11 protein-coding genes are annotated in these 14192 nt (G+C 48.8%); 5 read left to right on the top strand and 6 right to left on the bottom strand.

All coding sequences use genetic code 11. The features are described 5' to 3' along the window. Window position 1: 1 nt before the first annotated feature. The 3 genes from K384_RS03765 to K384_RS13720 form a co-directional block, all read right to left on the bottom strand. On the bottom strand, window positions 2-478 hold the full coding sequence (locus K384_RS03765; RefSeq protein ID WP_038029590.1) for a nucleoside deaminase: 477 nt from the start codon (window positions 476-478) through the stop codon (window positions 2-4). Between the two features lie 87 nt (window positions 479-565). Beyond that, complete coding sequence (locus K384_RS03760; RefSeq protein ID WP_038029588.1) at window positions 566-2251, bottom strand: AMP-binding protein; 1686 nt, start codon at window positions 2249-2251, stop codon at window positions 566-568. Window positions 2252-2453: 202 nt separating this feature from the next. Beyond that, window positions 2454-2870, bottom strand: a complete 417-nt coding sequence (locus tag K384_RS13720; RefSeq protein ID WP_157630040.1) for a hypothetical protein — start codon at window positions 2868-2870, stop codon at window positions 2454-2456. 45 nt (window positions 2871-2915) lie between these two features. Here K384_RS13720 and pgeF point away from each other — a divergent pair, with 45 nt between their 5' ends. From pgeF to K384_RS03740, 3 genes are all read left to right on the top strand, one after another. After that, window positions 2916-3698: a peptidoglycan editing factor PgeF gene (gene pgeF, locus K384_RS03750; protein WP_038029584.1), complete on the top strand. Its 783-nt coding sequence runs from the start codon at window positions 2916-2918 to the stop codon at window positions 3696-3698. 17 nt (window positions 3699-3715) lie between these two features. Further along, a complete protein-coding gene (locus K384_RS03745) occupies window positions 3716-4705 on the top strand; it encodes an isoaspartyl peptidase/L-asparaginase family protein (protein ID WP_038029582.1) in 990 nt (329 codons plus the stop codon). Window positions 4706-5159: 454 nt separating this feature from the next. Continuing rightward, on the top strand, window positions 5160-7670 hold the full coding sequence (locus K384_RS03740) for a hypothetical protein (protein WP_038029580.1): 2511 nt from the start codon (window positions 5160-5162) through the stop codon (window positions 7668-7670). Window positions 7671-8079: 409 nt separating this feature from the next. Here the strand turns inward: K384_RS03740 and K384_RS03735 are convergent, their stop codons facing one another. From K384_RS03735 to K384_RS03725, 3 genes are all read right to left on the bottom strand, one after another. Then, on the bottom strand, window positions 8080-10791 hold the full coding sequence (locus tag K384_RS03735; protein ID WP_038029578.1) for a carboxypeptidase regulatory-like domain-containing protein: 2712 nt from the start codon (window positions 10789-10791) through the stop codon (window positions 8080-8082). A 70-nt stretch (window positions 10792-10861) separates the two neighbouring features. After that, on the bottom strand, window positions 10862-11623 hold the full coding sequence (locus tag K384_RS03730) for a GLPGLI family protein (RefSeq protein WP_169737609.1): 762 nt from the start codon (window positions 11621-11623) through the stop codon (window positions 10862-10864). 116 nt (window positions 11624-11739) lie between these two features. Continuing rightward, a complete protein-coding gene (locus tag K384_RS03725; RefSeq protein ID WP_038029576.1) occupies window positions 11740-12003 on the bottom strand; it encodes a hypothetical protein in 264 nt (87 codons plus the stop codon). 499 nt (window positions 12004-12502) lie between these two features. On the opposite strand from K384_RS03725, the gene K384_RS03720 reads away from it, so the two are divergent. Both K384_RS03720 and K384_RS03715 read left to right on the top strand, forming a co-directional pair. After that, on the top strand, window positions 12503-13477 hold the full coding sequence (locus K384_RS03720; RefSeq protein ID WP_038029575.1) for a glycosyltransferase family 2 protein: 975 nt from the start codon (window positions 12503-12505) through the stop codon (window positions 13475-13477). Then, window positions 13434-14168, top strand: coding sequence for a GNAT family N-acetyltransferase (locus K384_RS03715; protein WP_038029574.1), 735 nt, complete (start codon window positions 13434-13436; stop codon window positions 14166-14168). Before K384_RS03720 ends, K384_RS03715 begins: the two co-directional genes overlap by 44 nt. Window positions 14169-14192: the final 24 nt, after the last annotated feature.

Raw genomic sequence — 14192 nt, 5'->3', positions numbered from 1 at the left:
CCTAATAAAGAGTTTTATCACCTTTCTTCTGCCATAGCTCGAATACCGGCAAACACAAATCCCGCCCTATTTGAAGCGTTTGCATCCGCTTTTCCGTAGCTTTTCCTTCCAATACGTCGTAAATAAAAGCATCATCAAAGCCGGCCTGTGCCGCATCGTGCCGTGTGCAGGCATATATCAACACTTTTATTTTAGCCCAATAAGCCGCCGACAAGCACATGGGACAAGGCTCGCAAGTGGCATATAAAATACAGTCGGACAGGTCAAAGCGTTTTAGTTTGGCAGCTGCCTGTCTTATAGCCACCACTTCGGCATGAGCCGTAGGGTCGTTGGTCTTCAGCACTTCATTATGAGCGAGGGCTATCAGTTCGCCGCCACATACAATGGCGGCGCCAAAAGGTCCTCCCTCATTTTGAAGCACCCCTTTTTGTGCTTCTTCTGCTGCCAATTGTAAGTAGTGCAAGTGTTTATCTTCCATGCTTATTTTTTTAAACCGTAAAAATAAAAAGAGGAAGAGGCAGCCTTAGCGAGCAGGCAGCCTCTTCCCCATGCTTTCATACGTTCGTTAAGCAGAGCTGCCCGCTCTCTGCATTTCTTCCTCCTTGAGCTTGCGGCGCAAGATTTTACCTACGTTCGATTTGGGCAACTCATCGCGGAATTCAATGTATTTGGGCACCTTGTAGCCCGCCAGGTTTTCTTTGCAGTAAGCCATCAACTCTTCTTCGGTAAGCGAAGGGTCTTTTTTCACCACAAATATTTTAACCCGCTCCGTAGATTGTGGGTCAGGCACCCCAATGGCAGCCACTTCCAGCACCTTGGGGTGCCCGGCTACCACCTCCTCCACTTCATTGGGATATACATTAAAGCCCGAAACCAAAATCATGTCTTTCTTGCGGTCCACAATGCGGAAGAAGCCGTCGGCATCCATAGCTCCTATGTCGCCGGTTTTAAACCAGCCGTCTTCGGTCATGACCTTGGCGGTCTCATCGGGGCGGTTCCAATAGCCTTTCATCACCTGCGGACCCTTCGCCCAGATTTCACCGGGCTCATCTATGCCGGCTTCCGTGCCGTCTTCTTTTACTATTTTCAACTCGGTGCTGGGCACGGGCAAGCCTATGGTGCCAATGCGGGCAGTGCCATCCAAGGGGTTACAGGTAAGCACCGGCGACGTTTCGCTCAAACCATACCCTTCGGCTATGATGGTTCCGGTTACTTCTTTCCAGCGTTCGGCTACCGGCCGTTGCATGGCCATGCCACCGGCCACAATATATTTTGCACGGGAAAAGTCAACTTCCTTAAAGTCAGGATGGTTGAGCAGGGCATTGAAAAGCGTATTCAAGCCCGTCATTGTAGTAAACTTATGCTTTTTCAGCTCCTTGATAAAACCGGGGATATCCCGGGGATTGGCAATCAACACATTCTTTGCGCCTACACTGAACATCAGGAAACAGTTGACCGTCAGCGCAAAAACGTGATACAGAGGTAAAGGCGTAATGACTATCTCCTTTCCTTCTTCAAGCCCCAGCATCCAAGCTTTGATCATCAGCAGGTTAGCTACCAGGTTGCGGTGGGTCAGCATGGCGCCTTTCGATACGCCTGTGGTGCCTCCTGTATATTGCAGCAATGCCAGCTCCTCATTGTTGATTTCAGGACGCACATACTGCACCTTTGCTCCCTTCGATAGCGCGTCCGGGAAAGAAACAGCCCCCGGAATGTGGAATTTGGGCACCATCTTCTTGATGTACTTCACCACGAAGTTGACCAAGAAGCGCTTGAAGCCCAGCATATCGCCTATTTCGGTGACTATCACATGCTTGATTTGTGTCTTGGGCAATATGTGCGCCAACTTGTCGGCAAAATTTGCCAAGATAATCACGGCTTTGACTTCGGCGTCATTGTATTGGTGCTCCATTTCCCGCTCGGTATAAAGCGGGTTCACATTGACGACCGTTAAGCCTGCGCGCAAAGCCCCAAACAAAGCCACCGGATATTGCATGACATTAGGCATCTGAATGCCGAACTTATCGCCCTTTTTCAGCCCCAAACTTTGCAAATAAGCTGCAAAGTGCTTCGACTTTTCTTCCAGCTCTTTGTAACTCATCACGCATCCCATGAACTCATAAGCCGGCAAGTCGGCAAACTTGCGGAAGCTTTCTTCAAGCATATCTACCAAAGAGCTGTATTGATCGGGATTGATTTCGTGGGGCACCCCCGCAGGGTAACTTTTAAACCATGGATAGTCGCTTTTCATAACCGTGTGTGTTTGGTTGTCTTATTCTTAAAAATAAGAGAAATTTGTTTTTTCAGCAAAAAAATAAAACTTTTCAGGCAAGATAATGAAAATGCCGTAGATTGTTCTGCATTCAGAGCTTTTTTTTATTATCCCTCTGAAAATCAGAGATAGAAAACGAACACAGCAGCAATATAAAAGTCAATAACTTCTTATGATTGTGCTACTCTTTAGCATGTAATATTCGAAGCACATTCAAACAACGACGCCCCGGGGTTGCCTTCCACTCATATTGTATTTTATATTCAAATCCCTGCCCGTCGCCCCATTTCCCTTTTAGATACAACAGCAAGGAGTTGCCTTCCAACCACCATGCTCCGGAGTCCAACTGTACGGCCGGTGATTCACAAATGGCTACATGTCCGGGCACAGACAGGTGCAAGCGGTGCCCCTCATCAAACACAAGCAAGAGATAGGCGCCTTCTTTTTTCGGCAGGGAATCTAAGCAAAAAGCCTCTTGTGTAAACCACGCCGACTCATGAAGCAGCCACTGCCCTTTCCAAAGAGTGCTCTGCGCCGCCGCTATGTGCCCATAACAACAAAGGCATATAACCCAATACCAACTTGCATTCCTTGTCACAATTGTTGAATTTAAAGGCTAATATAAGGAAAAGAAACACAGCTTATGCAGCGACATCCTGTCTTCATTGCGCCCTTTCAGTTTGACGAAAAGGTAAAGCACTTGATTAGCACACGCACAGGCGGATACAGCCTGCCGCCTTATGCTTCTTTGAACTTGGGCATGCACGTCGGCGACCGGGCGGAGCATGTGCAAAAGAACCGGCAGATAGTAGCACAGCATTTGGATATTCCACCGGCTCACCTTTGTTTCATGCAGCAGGTGCACGGCCATACAGTAGCAGTCATTGACAAGGCAGGCGCGCCCCCACCCATAGCCGATGCCATGATAACCAACCGCCAAGGGATTGCCTTGTGTGTGCTTACGGCTGACTGTGTACCCCTGTTGCTGTATGCGCCCCAAGCAGCTGCCATAGGCGTCGTTCATGCCGGATGGCGTGGCTTGGCAGCGGGCATTATTCCCGAAAGCATCCGTCAGATGAAAAAGTCCTACGGTGTCTTGCCCAAGCAGCTGGTGGTTGGCATTGGTCCACATATTTCAGTACAATATTATGAAGTGGGTGAAGAAGTGGCGACGGCTCTTCAAGATGCCGTACCTGTTGCCTTTCGCTCTCAGGTATGTATACGAAAAAAAGAAAGCGGACGTTATCATGCTGACCTGCTGGCAGTAGCCAAAGCTCAACTCATGGCGGAAGGTATTCCGCCGGAAAACATTCAATCATATGCAGTATGCACCTATGAAGCCAAAGAACAGTTTTACTCTGCCCGTCGCGAAGGCACAAAAAGCGGGCGTTTTGCCTCTGTCATCATGCTTGAACCTCATCGTTAATTAAAAACACAAAGCTTATGCGTACCTTTTTAACTCTTTTCCTGCAACTGTTTATCTTTTCTTTGTGCTATGGTCAATCGCCCATTGCCATCGTAGTGCACGGTGGTGCAGGCACCATTTCGCGTGACCGCATGACACCGGAGCTGGAGAAAGCCTACAGACAAAAGCTGGAAGAAGCCCTCCGCAAAGGATACGGCATCTTGCAAAGTGGTGGCAGCAGCCTGGATGCAGTAGAAGCCACCATTCAAATACTGGAAGAATCGCCGCTGTTCAATGCCGGCCGCGGTGCTGTCTTCACCGATGCGGGCACCAACGAACTGGATGCCTCCATCATGGATGGCAAGACACTCAATGCCGGTGCAGTGGCAGGCGTGCGGCGCATCAAAAGCCCCATTCAAGCGGCCCGTGCCGTCATGGAACGCTCCCCCCATGTGATGCTGACGGGCGAAGGTGCAGAAGCTTTTGCCCGCGCTGTGGGCTTGGAAATGGTGGAACCGGACTATTTCAAAGATGAAAAACGCTACCAGCAGTACCTACGGGCAAAACAAAAAAGCGGCAAACAAAGCCTCGACTATGAAGAAATAGAAAAACATGGCACCGTGGGCTGCGTGGCACTGGACCAAGCCGGTAACTTGGCTGCCGGCACCTCTACCGGCGGCATGATGATGAAACGTTTCGGACGTGTGGGCGACTCGCCCATTATCGGTGCCGGCACTTATGCCGACAATGCAGCTTGTGGCGTTTCGGCTACCGGCTGGGGCGAGTACTTCATCCGTCTTGCCGTGGCCCACGATATTGTAGCCCTCATGAAATACAAAGGCATGAGTGTACAGGAAGCAGCACAAACGGTCATAGACAAGGTAGACAAGCTGGGCGGCGATGGCGGTGTCATTGCACTGGATCGCCAAGGCAACATAGCCATGCCCTTCAACACCAAAGGTATGTACCGGGGCTATGTGGACACCCAAGGTAACATAAAAGTCATGATTTACGACGATGAACAATAAAAAACTTAATTAAGGCTGCCCACGGGCAGTCTTTTTTTGTGTTTTTATGCGTTTTTTTATTCTTTTTCAATTAGCGGAAAAGCAAAAAAACATAACTCCGAACACAAGTCTATTTTGCCGAAACAGACAAAAGTTTCAAAAACCAGGGGAATGTAATTTTTGCAAGACTAAAATGGAGTTTTTAAAAGAAACTATTACACCGGCAACTGGCAGCCACCACCAAGCTTATTTTCTTTTAAATAACTCAAAAGTGTTTTTTTCTTTGAAAGAAAAAGACTTAAATACATTAAAATAAGCACAAACAAACAAACCAAAGCTTACATATTGTCGTAGGTGCTTATTTGACAATACATTTCCTTTTTTTCAAATTGTAGATTGAAACTATTCTTGCTCACGCTTTAATGTCATGGATATGCACTTCTCTTTACGGCAAAGAATATTAAGTCCTAAGATTATGAAATCGCACTTTCTAACTGTTTGCTTGATTGTAGCACTTGGCCTTGTTCAGGCTGTATGGGCACAAAGTGTTCCTCTCCATCACCGGCAGCAGTTCACCATTCGCTCCTTTCAGCTCAACAGCGCAGATGTGCATGAAGGAAAGCGTTTTATTAAAGCAACTTTCAATTGCTATTTCAAGTTTCCGGTAAAAGATTTAAGCAATTCGCGTTATAAATTTTATGCCGTCATCAAAGAGGCTGCTTCCGGCAAGGAGCTGTACAATAACCCCAAAAATTACGTAGCGGCGCTTGCCACCGAGAGCTTTTCGAACCCGGGCAAAGCTTATGCCGAAGGGCTCATCTTGCGTGTCCCGCAGAGTGAGCTGAACCTGCCGGCCGGCAAGCACCATCTCATCTTTGAACTGCACGCCCGCACCGGTGAGTTCGACAACCCCAAAGACTTTGGAAGCATTCACCAAAGTCCGCTAAGCATAGAGATACAAGGCAATCGCTCGCTGGACTACACGGCTCAATCGTTTAGTTTCGATCACCTGCTGCTGCAGGCCGACGCCAAGAGTGGCACCAAAGGCTTCAATGTGCGCTTCAATCTCAAAGCCGCCCACCCACACGATGCCTTTGCGGCCCCCGACCGCCCGGCTGAAGCAGGTACTTTTTTTGTAGGGCTTATCATTAGCGACAGCAGCGGCAACACCGTATTTCAAACAACAGACGGCGAACGCTGGTATGAACGGTGGGCTAAAATACAACCCATAGAAAATCCAAAGTTTGACCGGCAGATTATAGAAGAAGTGGAGCTGTTCGTGCCCTATGAGCACCTCAAGCTTCCGCCCGGCAATCATCAAGTCAATATTCAGGTAGTTGTTTACAATTTCGACAGAAGCCACCGCTATGAAGCAGGCAGCCAATCGTTGATGGTGTTCAAGCCCAAGATGTATTCCTACCGCTCGCAGGAAATCAATTTTTCGCAGTTGTCCGTTACCGAAAGGCAAAAAAAACAAGGTTTGAACGGGCTGCTTGTGTCGGCACAAGGCACCTTTAGCTACGGATATGAGGTCATAGAAGGCGCCGGCAACAAGCCTGCCTTGTCTTACTATTGTCTGTATGCCACCTTGGAAACAGAAGACGGGCAAATTCTTTATGAACCCCGGCAAGCACCGGAATACTATTTCAACCAAGCGGCAAGCTATCATTACCTCATCACCAAGCCAAGAGAAGCCATGCTACACTTCTCCGGCGACTGGCTGATTCCTTACAAAGACATAGACCTGCCAAGCGGCAAGCAGGAAGCATGGCTGGTGTTACACTTTACCGACCTGGAAGGGAAGCTGCATAAGAAAAGTATTCACCGGCAAAAAATATCGTTTGAACAGGCGGCACGCTACCGTGTACACATGCAACAAAGCCGGCTGGCACTGCGCCCCTACTCTGCATGGAGCAGCGAACGCCACAACATACCTGCTTACCCACAGTACATCAGAAAAAAAGCCCCCAATGTATTTGTGCAGGCATTGGTGGGAAAAGAAGTATTCGGACAAAGCGAGGTTTACCCCGAAGCAAGCGAAGTGCCCGCTCAAACCTTCACCACCTATGCAGCCGAGGGCGACTTGCTGCAATGGCAGCTATGGCATGCCGACCCCTCGCGGCAACATATGCTGCTCACTACCCACGAATGGACTGCCCAAAACAACCACAACGAGGTTAGTTTAAGCAAAGGCGTAGTGGAAAGCGGCAGTCTACAAATAAAGAGCAGCCCCGCATTGGCTGTCATGGCGCGCAACATTGCCCTTACGCCAAGCCTTTATCAAGGCGTACAAGGCTATGAAGTAAGCGTAGTATTGCGCACCCGCAACTTCGATGAGTCGCAAACCCTTCTTTTTGTAGAATACTACGACAGCACCTTTGCCGCCAAAAAAGGTATCCCATACATTCACCTCATCAAAGGCAACGCCAACATTCATCCGGAAGGCTATCAATTAGAGGCGGGCACGGGCGAATGGAAGTTTTTCCTGCCGCTTTATGCAGTAGAAGAAGGCAAGCACATCAGAGTAGCCCTAAAAGACAAGGAGGCGGACTTCCTGCACGCCATGCTCAGCGTACCCTTGCCCCAAGAGCTGCCTGCCACCCAGCTGGTGCGTGTTCAGTTGGTTGACAGCCGCAAACAAAAGATAGAAGGCGTAGAGCATACCGTCTTGCGCTTTCACTACGAAATGCCCGACTTGGTGCTGGCAGATTGGGGCACCCGCCTGCGCTTCTATTTCCGCCTGCTCCATGAAGGCAAAGAAATAAACCATCTTATCACCCAAACCCAACCGGTAAGTGAAGCAGGCGAGTTTCGTCCTACCCTTGCCGACGGTTATTTTGAAATTTATATCCCGGCCGCACAGCTGTGCGAACTGAAACCGGCCACTTTGAGCATTGAATGGAAAAGCAACCTTCCCCACGAAAGCACCCAACTGCTGGAGATAGACAACGAAACAGTTTGCATGGAGCGCTTGGCGCAGTATTGAAAACAGCCAAGAAACACAACTAAGAAAAAGACCGGAACAGGTAATCCGGTCTTTTTTTATGAGTAAAGTTCCTTTTACCATCCCGGAAAGCATAAATAGCCTCATCCCCTTTCGAAGCTCATTCAGCATGAGATTTCTCGCTTACGCTCGAAATGACAAAGAAAGAACAAGAAGACCAAAAGGTGCTTCTGAAAAAGCAAAAAAACTCAAAGAGAACCCCATCCCTTCAAGCCAAATTTCCTTCTACTTTTTGTCATGTCGAACGAAGTGAGACATCCCGTCAAGCCAAGCCCGTTTATGCTGCAAGAGACTTCCCGCTTGCGCTCGAAATGACAGAAAGTGGAGGGCCGAAATAAAGAAAAAAGGAAGTGCCCATAGCGACATAAGGGGCACCTCCCAAAACAAAGCCTTAAAACGTCCGTCTTATCCCTATTTTCACATAGCGTGGCAACACACGCCGGTAATTCGTGCTGATAAGCAAAGGACTTATGTCTTGCATGACAAACGCACGGTTGTTTAAAAGGTTGCCTGCCTCCACATAAAAACGCCATGCCTTGTTTATCCAAGTCAGCGTTGCATTCACCTCCCGGAAAGTAGCCGTTTGTGCATCATAAAAATACACGTAACGCCCCTGTGTTGCAAGGATCAAGCGTTCGAGCAGCAATTCATACTCCACATTCAACTGTGAAGAAAACATACGCTGCACCGGCACACCTTCTATCAATTCATTACGAAAAGCATAGTTCGACAGCTTGTTGTACCAAGTGAGCTTCCAGCGGCTGCGCATACCGCCATAGTGGGCATTCAGCTCCGTCATCCAGCGCACGGCATCGGAACGGTAGGTAGTGCTGTCGGCTCCGTTTATGTTTTCCTGCCCATTTTGGAGAAAAGACTGCACGAATTCCAACTTTAATGCCGGATCGAGGAAGTTTTTTGTCAGCTGTATCTCGCCCATCCAGTAGTCGGCAAGTTGTTGGGCATAGAGCTGTTCAATAAAAGGTACATTTTGCACTCTAAACAAAGGTGCGTTGCGTGTTTTGCCTCTTGCTACTGCCAACAAAAAGTCCCAGCTACCTATCCACGACCTCGAGGCAGTGAAAGAAAACACCTGCCCCACCTGTGGCTCAAGTGGCAACTGACGGGTGCGAACGATGCTGCGGAAGTCTTCCAGTTCGTCGCCGGGGGTCAAGGCTACAAGCGGGAAATCAAGCAGGCGGCGCGAAACAGAAGCGTCCAAGCTCCATGAAGCGAGACTTGTCGATAAGTTTACTTCATATTCCAAGCGGCTTTTGCTGCGCATATCATTATTGGGCAATGTTGGATACCACTGCTGCGCCCATGCCCAAGTATGACTCAACAGAAGACCGCCTGCCTGAAAATTATGTGTGAAAAATGGCTTTATCAGATACGATTGCAGACCTTCTATGCTTCCATCAAAAGCAGAAGGCGAGAGAGGACTCCAGTTTTCGCCGGCATAGTAGCTTGCTTTTTTGTCTGCTGCCATATGGTTGAAATCCCAAGCGCCCCCCAGTCTAAAATCCCCCAAGGAAGCAGAAGTGTATTGCAGCAAAGCGGCGCTTTTCAAAGCATGCTGAAGGTAGCGGCGGCTCTGGCGAAAATGATTAATAAAATTGCCGTTGTCATCCTGCCAGTAAGTTGCATACGAAGAATCGTTGTGCAAAAGTCGGTTGTCGAGGTCTTGCAGACGGTACACATACCCTCCTTTAAACTGTATAGCCCAGCGCTCGTTCAGCAAATGCTCATAAAAGACCGTAGGCAACAGCGCCAGACGTTGCTGCCGGCTGCGAAAGTCGTAATACAGACCGGAAGTGCTTTCTTCGTTTAAAGTATTGGGACGCACATCCCTATAGTCCACATTCAGCGCTACCCGGCTTTTGCTTTTTTCAGTATCCCGCTCCCAAAGCAGCTTACTCTTGTTTTGAAAGTCAAGTTGAAAGACTTTATTGCGCCACTCGTTGAAAGAGTTATTCCCTGCAAAATCCCAACGGGTATTGCTCTGTGTGGTCAGCTCATTGTGTTGATTAAAAGAAGCCACCGTCAGCTCTGAATGAGGCGAAAGCTGCCATTTGGTGCTGATGCCGGCAATGGTATTCGGGTTGCGCAGATAATCACGAAAACCATAAAGGACAGCCGCATACCCTTCCCGGCGCTTCAATTCTTCAAAGTCTGCCGGCAAACTAAACAGCTCAGCCAAAGCATCGGTACCGATGCTACGCAAATCATAGATGGAGATTTCTGTGATTCCCACCGGCTCTTGCTCGGCAATCAGTTGGGCTGCAGCCTGCTTGCCTACATGCATCAGGTTGGCATAGCCACCCGCGGCAAGCTCCTCTGCCTGAAAGCTGCCCTCCGCGCCTAACCTGCCGAAAAAAGACTGCTTCACGTCTTCTTTCAGCTTCACATCCAAAACAAGCAACTCATTGCGGTCGAGCAAACTGTTTTTCAGCTTTTGACTTTTTTCATTGGTGCGCACCTCCACGCTTTCCACCTTCGATGGGTCAATGGAGCGCGTAACGGCTGCCGTCCCTACGTTCGATACCTCCTTGCCATCCACCAATACTTTTTGAATCACCTTGCCATTATACTGAATGTCGCCATTGGGCAGCACCACAAAACCGGGCATCTTGCGCAACACATCCTCCAATGTTTGGTCGCCGGCTTGTTGCCAATGCTCTACGTTGTAGATGACGGTGTCTTGCTTGACAATAATGGGCGGCGCTTCCTGCACCACCACCTCGCCCAGCTCGAACTCCTGCGGCTCCAAGGCTGCCCGTATTACTACCGGTGCCGTATTCTCTTCTGCCAGCACCAATAATTGAGCATATTCCCGGTAGCTCAAATGACGTATCACCAAACGCAGCACCCGAACTTCGCCCCCATAAGAAAAAGCAAAGCGCCCCGCTTGGTCCGTGAGCGTGTAAGCAAGGGTTTGCTCGCCCTGCTGAGGCAACAACGACACCATGGCAGCAGGCACAGGCTCGCCCGTTTGGGCATCCGTCACTCGCCCTTCTATGTGGTATTGTGCCCAAAGTGTAACGGGAAAGCCGCAAATACCCGCCAATAAAAACCCCAAAAGCCGGTTGAGTATCTTCAACTCCATCTCTTTCCAAAGCTTTAAGGACCACCATAGAAACAAAGAAGCCCTGATAGCGGGCTTCCCGGCTTCGTTGTTATTTCTTCTTCTTTTTGGACTTTCCAATATACTTTTGGTAGAAGTTCCAGTAGTAAGCCTCTTTAAGTGACGCTACAGGCACCCCTTCTGTCAAAGCTCCGCAGGCAGTTTTCGGGAAACCTACCTTTTCTATTTTATCTGCCACCAACACACGGTGATACTTTCCCGAATCAGGGTTACTATAATCAACCTCTAAAACCACCCCGGGCAAACCGGTAAAAAACAAATAACCGTCTTTGGCGGGAATGGCAGTAGTGTACCAAAAATGATATTCATGAACACTATAATTGAATTTATAAGCCAGCAGCGGATGCTTCTTGGCTTCTTCTATGGTAATCACAGCTTCTTCGCAAGGGTACCCCAAAATCTCTTTTTTTCTACCGGTGAATTTCCATTGCAAATTCATCAAAGGCTCAACAGCATAAATTTTGGAAGAATCGTCGAAAGTACGCTGATAAATAATTTGTTTTTTCAAATAATCAACACACATCTTCCAATATTCCGCCGGTTCACTCACCTGGGTATTTGCCCCAATTACCTCTTCCGGTGTATAGGTCCGTGGCGGTTTGTATTGCTGAAGGAAGTTTACCTCGGCAGAAAAATATGCATGCATCTCCGAAGGCAAATCGAGAGCACTGCGCTTATAAATATACACGATATGCAAGCCTTCGGCGCTTCCCTTGTTGGTTTGCGCAATAGCATGATAAGAAGACAAACCAAAACACCATAAAAGTAGTAAGTTGTAGACCCCTTTTTTCATAATAGTAAACATTTTGGCATTGTGCTTTGCTTTCTTTGCATTCACGGAAGATTCCGGGTATCTGTGCCAGATACCCGGAAAAAATTATTATGCCTACATTAAATTAAGCAGTAGCTTTATTGAGCGTTAGCAACTGCTGCAAGCTCAGCACAGTCGCAAAACCAGCATTTGTAAATGCTACCGTCTTCTGTAATTATTTTGCATCGAAGAGCGGACTCTTGCTCGTTAGTAGCTTTTTCTTCCTGCACCACTGATTGCTCTTTCTTAACTACTTCTTGTTTTTCTTGCTTTTTCTCTTTCTCATCACCTCCACCACCGTTATTGGCAATAATGGGTGAAGTGGCTGTAAGAATCAGTAATGAAACCAATACTTTTTTCATGACTCTCTAAGTTTTTAATGTTCAACATGATTTAGAAATGATTATCGGTACCGGGTCAATATCCAAACACCTCCCAACATACTAAGCCGGCATCGTATGTCGAAAGATGCTCGAACCTTGACAGCACAAGTCTAAAAAAAAAAAAAAAAACCATGCAAGTAATTTTGTTAAAAAAATCACACAAAACCAGACACACACCGGACAAGAACTTCAAACAAACAAAACAGCTTTTTTATCATCTCGAACAGAGCACAAACAACACCTGCCATTTCTCACAGAACGCAAGCGTAGTATGTCATTTCGAACCGAACGCAGTGAGGTGAGAATCTCAATCTCATCGCAAGAAGCCACAAGAAGCAAAAAGAGACTTCCCGCTTGCGCTCGAAAGGACAGAAAATGATGCTCAAAATGACAAAGAGGAACACCTTTTTGCTCCGGTTGGTATATAAACTTTGCTTTTTTGTATCTTCGTTGCCCGACGAAAGCAGTTTATAACCCCATGGCATCCACTCCCACCTTGTCCATCGTAAGCCCGGTATTCGAAGCGGAAGGTGTATTGCCGGCACTGCTGGAGCAGCTCCATGCAGTCATGGCGCGCATAGGCTGCCCGTTTGAAATCATCTTGGTAGATGACGGCAGCAGCGACGGCTCATGGCCATACATGCAGGCACAAGCAAGCAAACACGCACACATCAAAGCCGTGCGCTTGAGTCGCAATTTCGGACAGCACCACGCCATCACAGCAGGCTTGGACATAGCCCGGGGCGAGTGGGTGGTAGTCATGGACTGCGACCTGGAAGACCCACCCGAAGCCATTGCCTCGCTCTGGGAAGCAGCCATTGAAGGCAACTGCGACATGGTACTTGCCCGGCGTGTACAACGGCGGCACGCTTTTTATAAGCAAGCCGGCGGGCGCCTGTTTTACCGCCTGCTCCATTGGCTCAGCGGGCGCCGCTACGACCCAAGCATTGCCAACTTTGGCATTTATCACCGCAAAGTGGTGGATACGCTGCGCCGCATGCGCGAGCCCGTGCGTTTCTTTCCTGCCATGGTACAATGGACCGGCTTCAAAGCCAAAACCATAGACATCAAACACCGGCAACGCCCCGACGGCCGCCACAGCACCTACGACCTGCGTAAGCTGCTGCGCCTGGCTGTGGATGTCATGCTGGCGCAGTCGGCGCGCCCCATGTGGCTGGTCATACAGCTGGGGTTGGGGCTGGCTGCCCTTGCTTTCTTGTTCAGCATCATCACCTTGGTGCGTTATTTTTTAGGATACATCACCGTGTTGGGTTATGCCAGCCTGATTATATCCATATGGTTTTTGGCGGGGGTGCTGCTCATGTGCATGGGCTTGCTGGGGCTTTACATAGGTAAAATATTCGAGGGCATTCAGGGGCGCCCTCTTTACGTCATTTCGGAAACTGTCAATGTACAAACCCACGAGCATAGAAATACTACACTGGGACAGTGATTTCTTCGGTTATCCGGTTGGAAAATATGTTTTTGAGCAAGCGGATGCCCTTGCCTCCCATATTCCTGCGCTGATGGATGAAGCACGACAAAAGCAAATCCGCTTGTTGTATGTATATACCCCCGTGCAAAGCGGTATTATTGAGCCCATGCAGGCGTCCGGTGGCTTGTGGACCGACCACAAAGTGCACCTCGTCTGCCCCTTGCAAGGACAAGCAAGCCCGGCAACTACCGGTGCAGCCTGTAGTATAAGTCAATATACACTGCCCCACGCTACGGCCCGCCTGGAGGCACTCGCTTTGTTAAGCGGTACACACTCCCGCTTTCGCCTGGACCCTCACTTCCGGAATCAGGAATTTGAGCGGCTGTACCGCCACTGGATTGCACGCTGCCTGAAGGCTTCCGACACGAGCGTATGGATAGCCGGCACCCCTCAACACCCCACCGCCCTGTTGGCATTGCGCAGCACCCCCCCAACCGCTTACATAGAACTGATTGCGGTGGATTTGCCGGAGCGGGGCAAGGGCGTAGGGCGCTGCCTCTTGCAACACGCCGCCCACAGAGCACGGGAGGCCGGCTGCCGTTTCCTGCGCCTCAACACCCAATATCACAACCGCCAAGCAATACAATTCTATGAAAAAGCAGGATTTCAAATAGAAAAGCAGAACTATGTATTTCATTTCTGGTTTTAAAACATGACGTCTTCTTTTGTTAAA

Origin of the sequence: Thermonema rossianum DSM 10300 (assembly GCF_000426825.1) — a bacterium.
GTDB lineage: Bacteria > Bacteroidota > Bacteroidia > Cytophagales > Thermonemataceae > Thermonema > Thermonema rossianum.
The sequence above is the reverse complement of the archived record's forward strand: the minus strand, read 5'-3'. Positions and strand labels throughout refer to the sequence as shown.

Excerpts from the sequence above, each read along its gene's own strand:
- K384_RS03765 (WP_038029590.1), bottom strand. The coding sequence starts at position 478 with ATGGAAGATAAACACTTGCACTACTTACAATTGGCAGCAGAAGAAGCA.
- K384_RS03760 (WP_038029588.1), bottom strand. The coding sequence starts at position 2,251 with ATGAAAAGCGACTATCCATGGTTTAAAAGTTACCCTGCGGGGGTGCCC.
- pgeF (WP_038029584.1), top strand. The coding sequence starts at position 2,916 with ATGCAGCGACATCCTGTCTTCATTGCGCCCTTTCAGTTTGACGAAAAG.
- K384_RS03745 (WP_038029582.1), top strand. The coding sequence starts at position 3,716 with ATGCGTACCTTTTTAACTCTTTTCCTGCAACTGTTTATCTTTTCTTTG.
- K384_RS03740 (WP_038029580.1), top strand. The coding sequence starts at position 5,160 with ATGAAATCGCACTTTCTAACTGTTTGCTTGATTGTAGCACTTGGCCTT.
- K384_RS03735 (WP_038029578.1), bottom strand. The coding sequence starts at position 10,791 with ATGGAGTTGAAGATACTCAACCGGCTTTTGGGGTTTTTATTGGCGGGT.
- K384_RS03730 (WP_169737609.1), bottom strand. The coding sequence starts at position 11,623 with ATGAAAAAAGGGGTCTACAACTTACTACTTTTATGGTGTTTTGGTTTG.
- K384_RS03725 (WP_038029576.1), bottom strand. The coding sequence starts at position 12,003 with ATGAAAAAAGTATTGGTTTCATTACTGATTCTTACAGCCACTTCACCC.
- K384_RS03720 (WP_038029575.1), top strand. The coding sequence starts at position 12,503 with ATGGCATCCACTCCCACCTTGTCCATCGTAAGCCCGGTATTCGAAGCG.
- K384_RS03715 (WP_038029574.1), top strand. The coding sequence starts at position 13,434 with ATGTACAAACCCACGAGCATAGAAATACTACACTGGGACAGTGATTTC.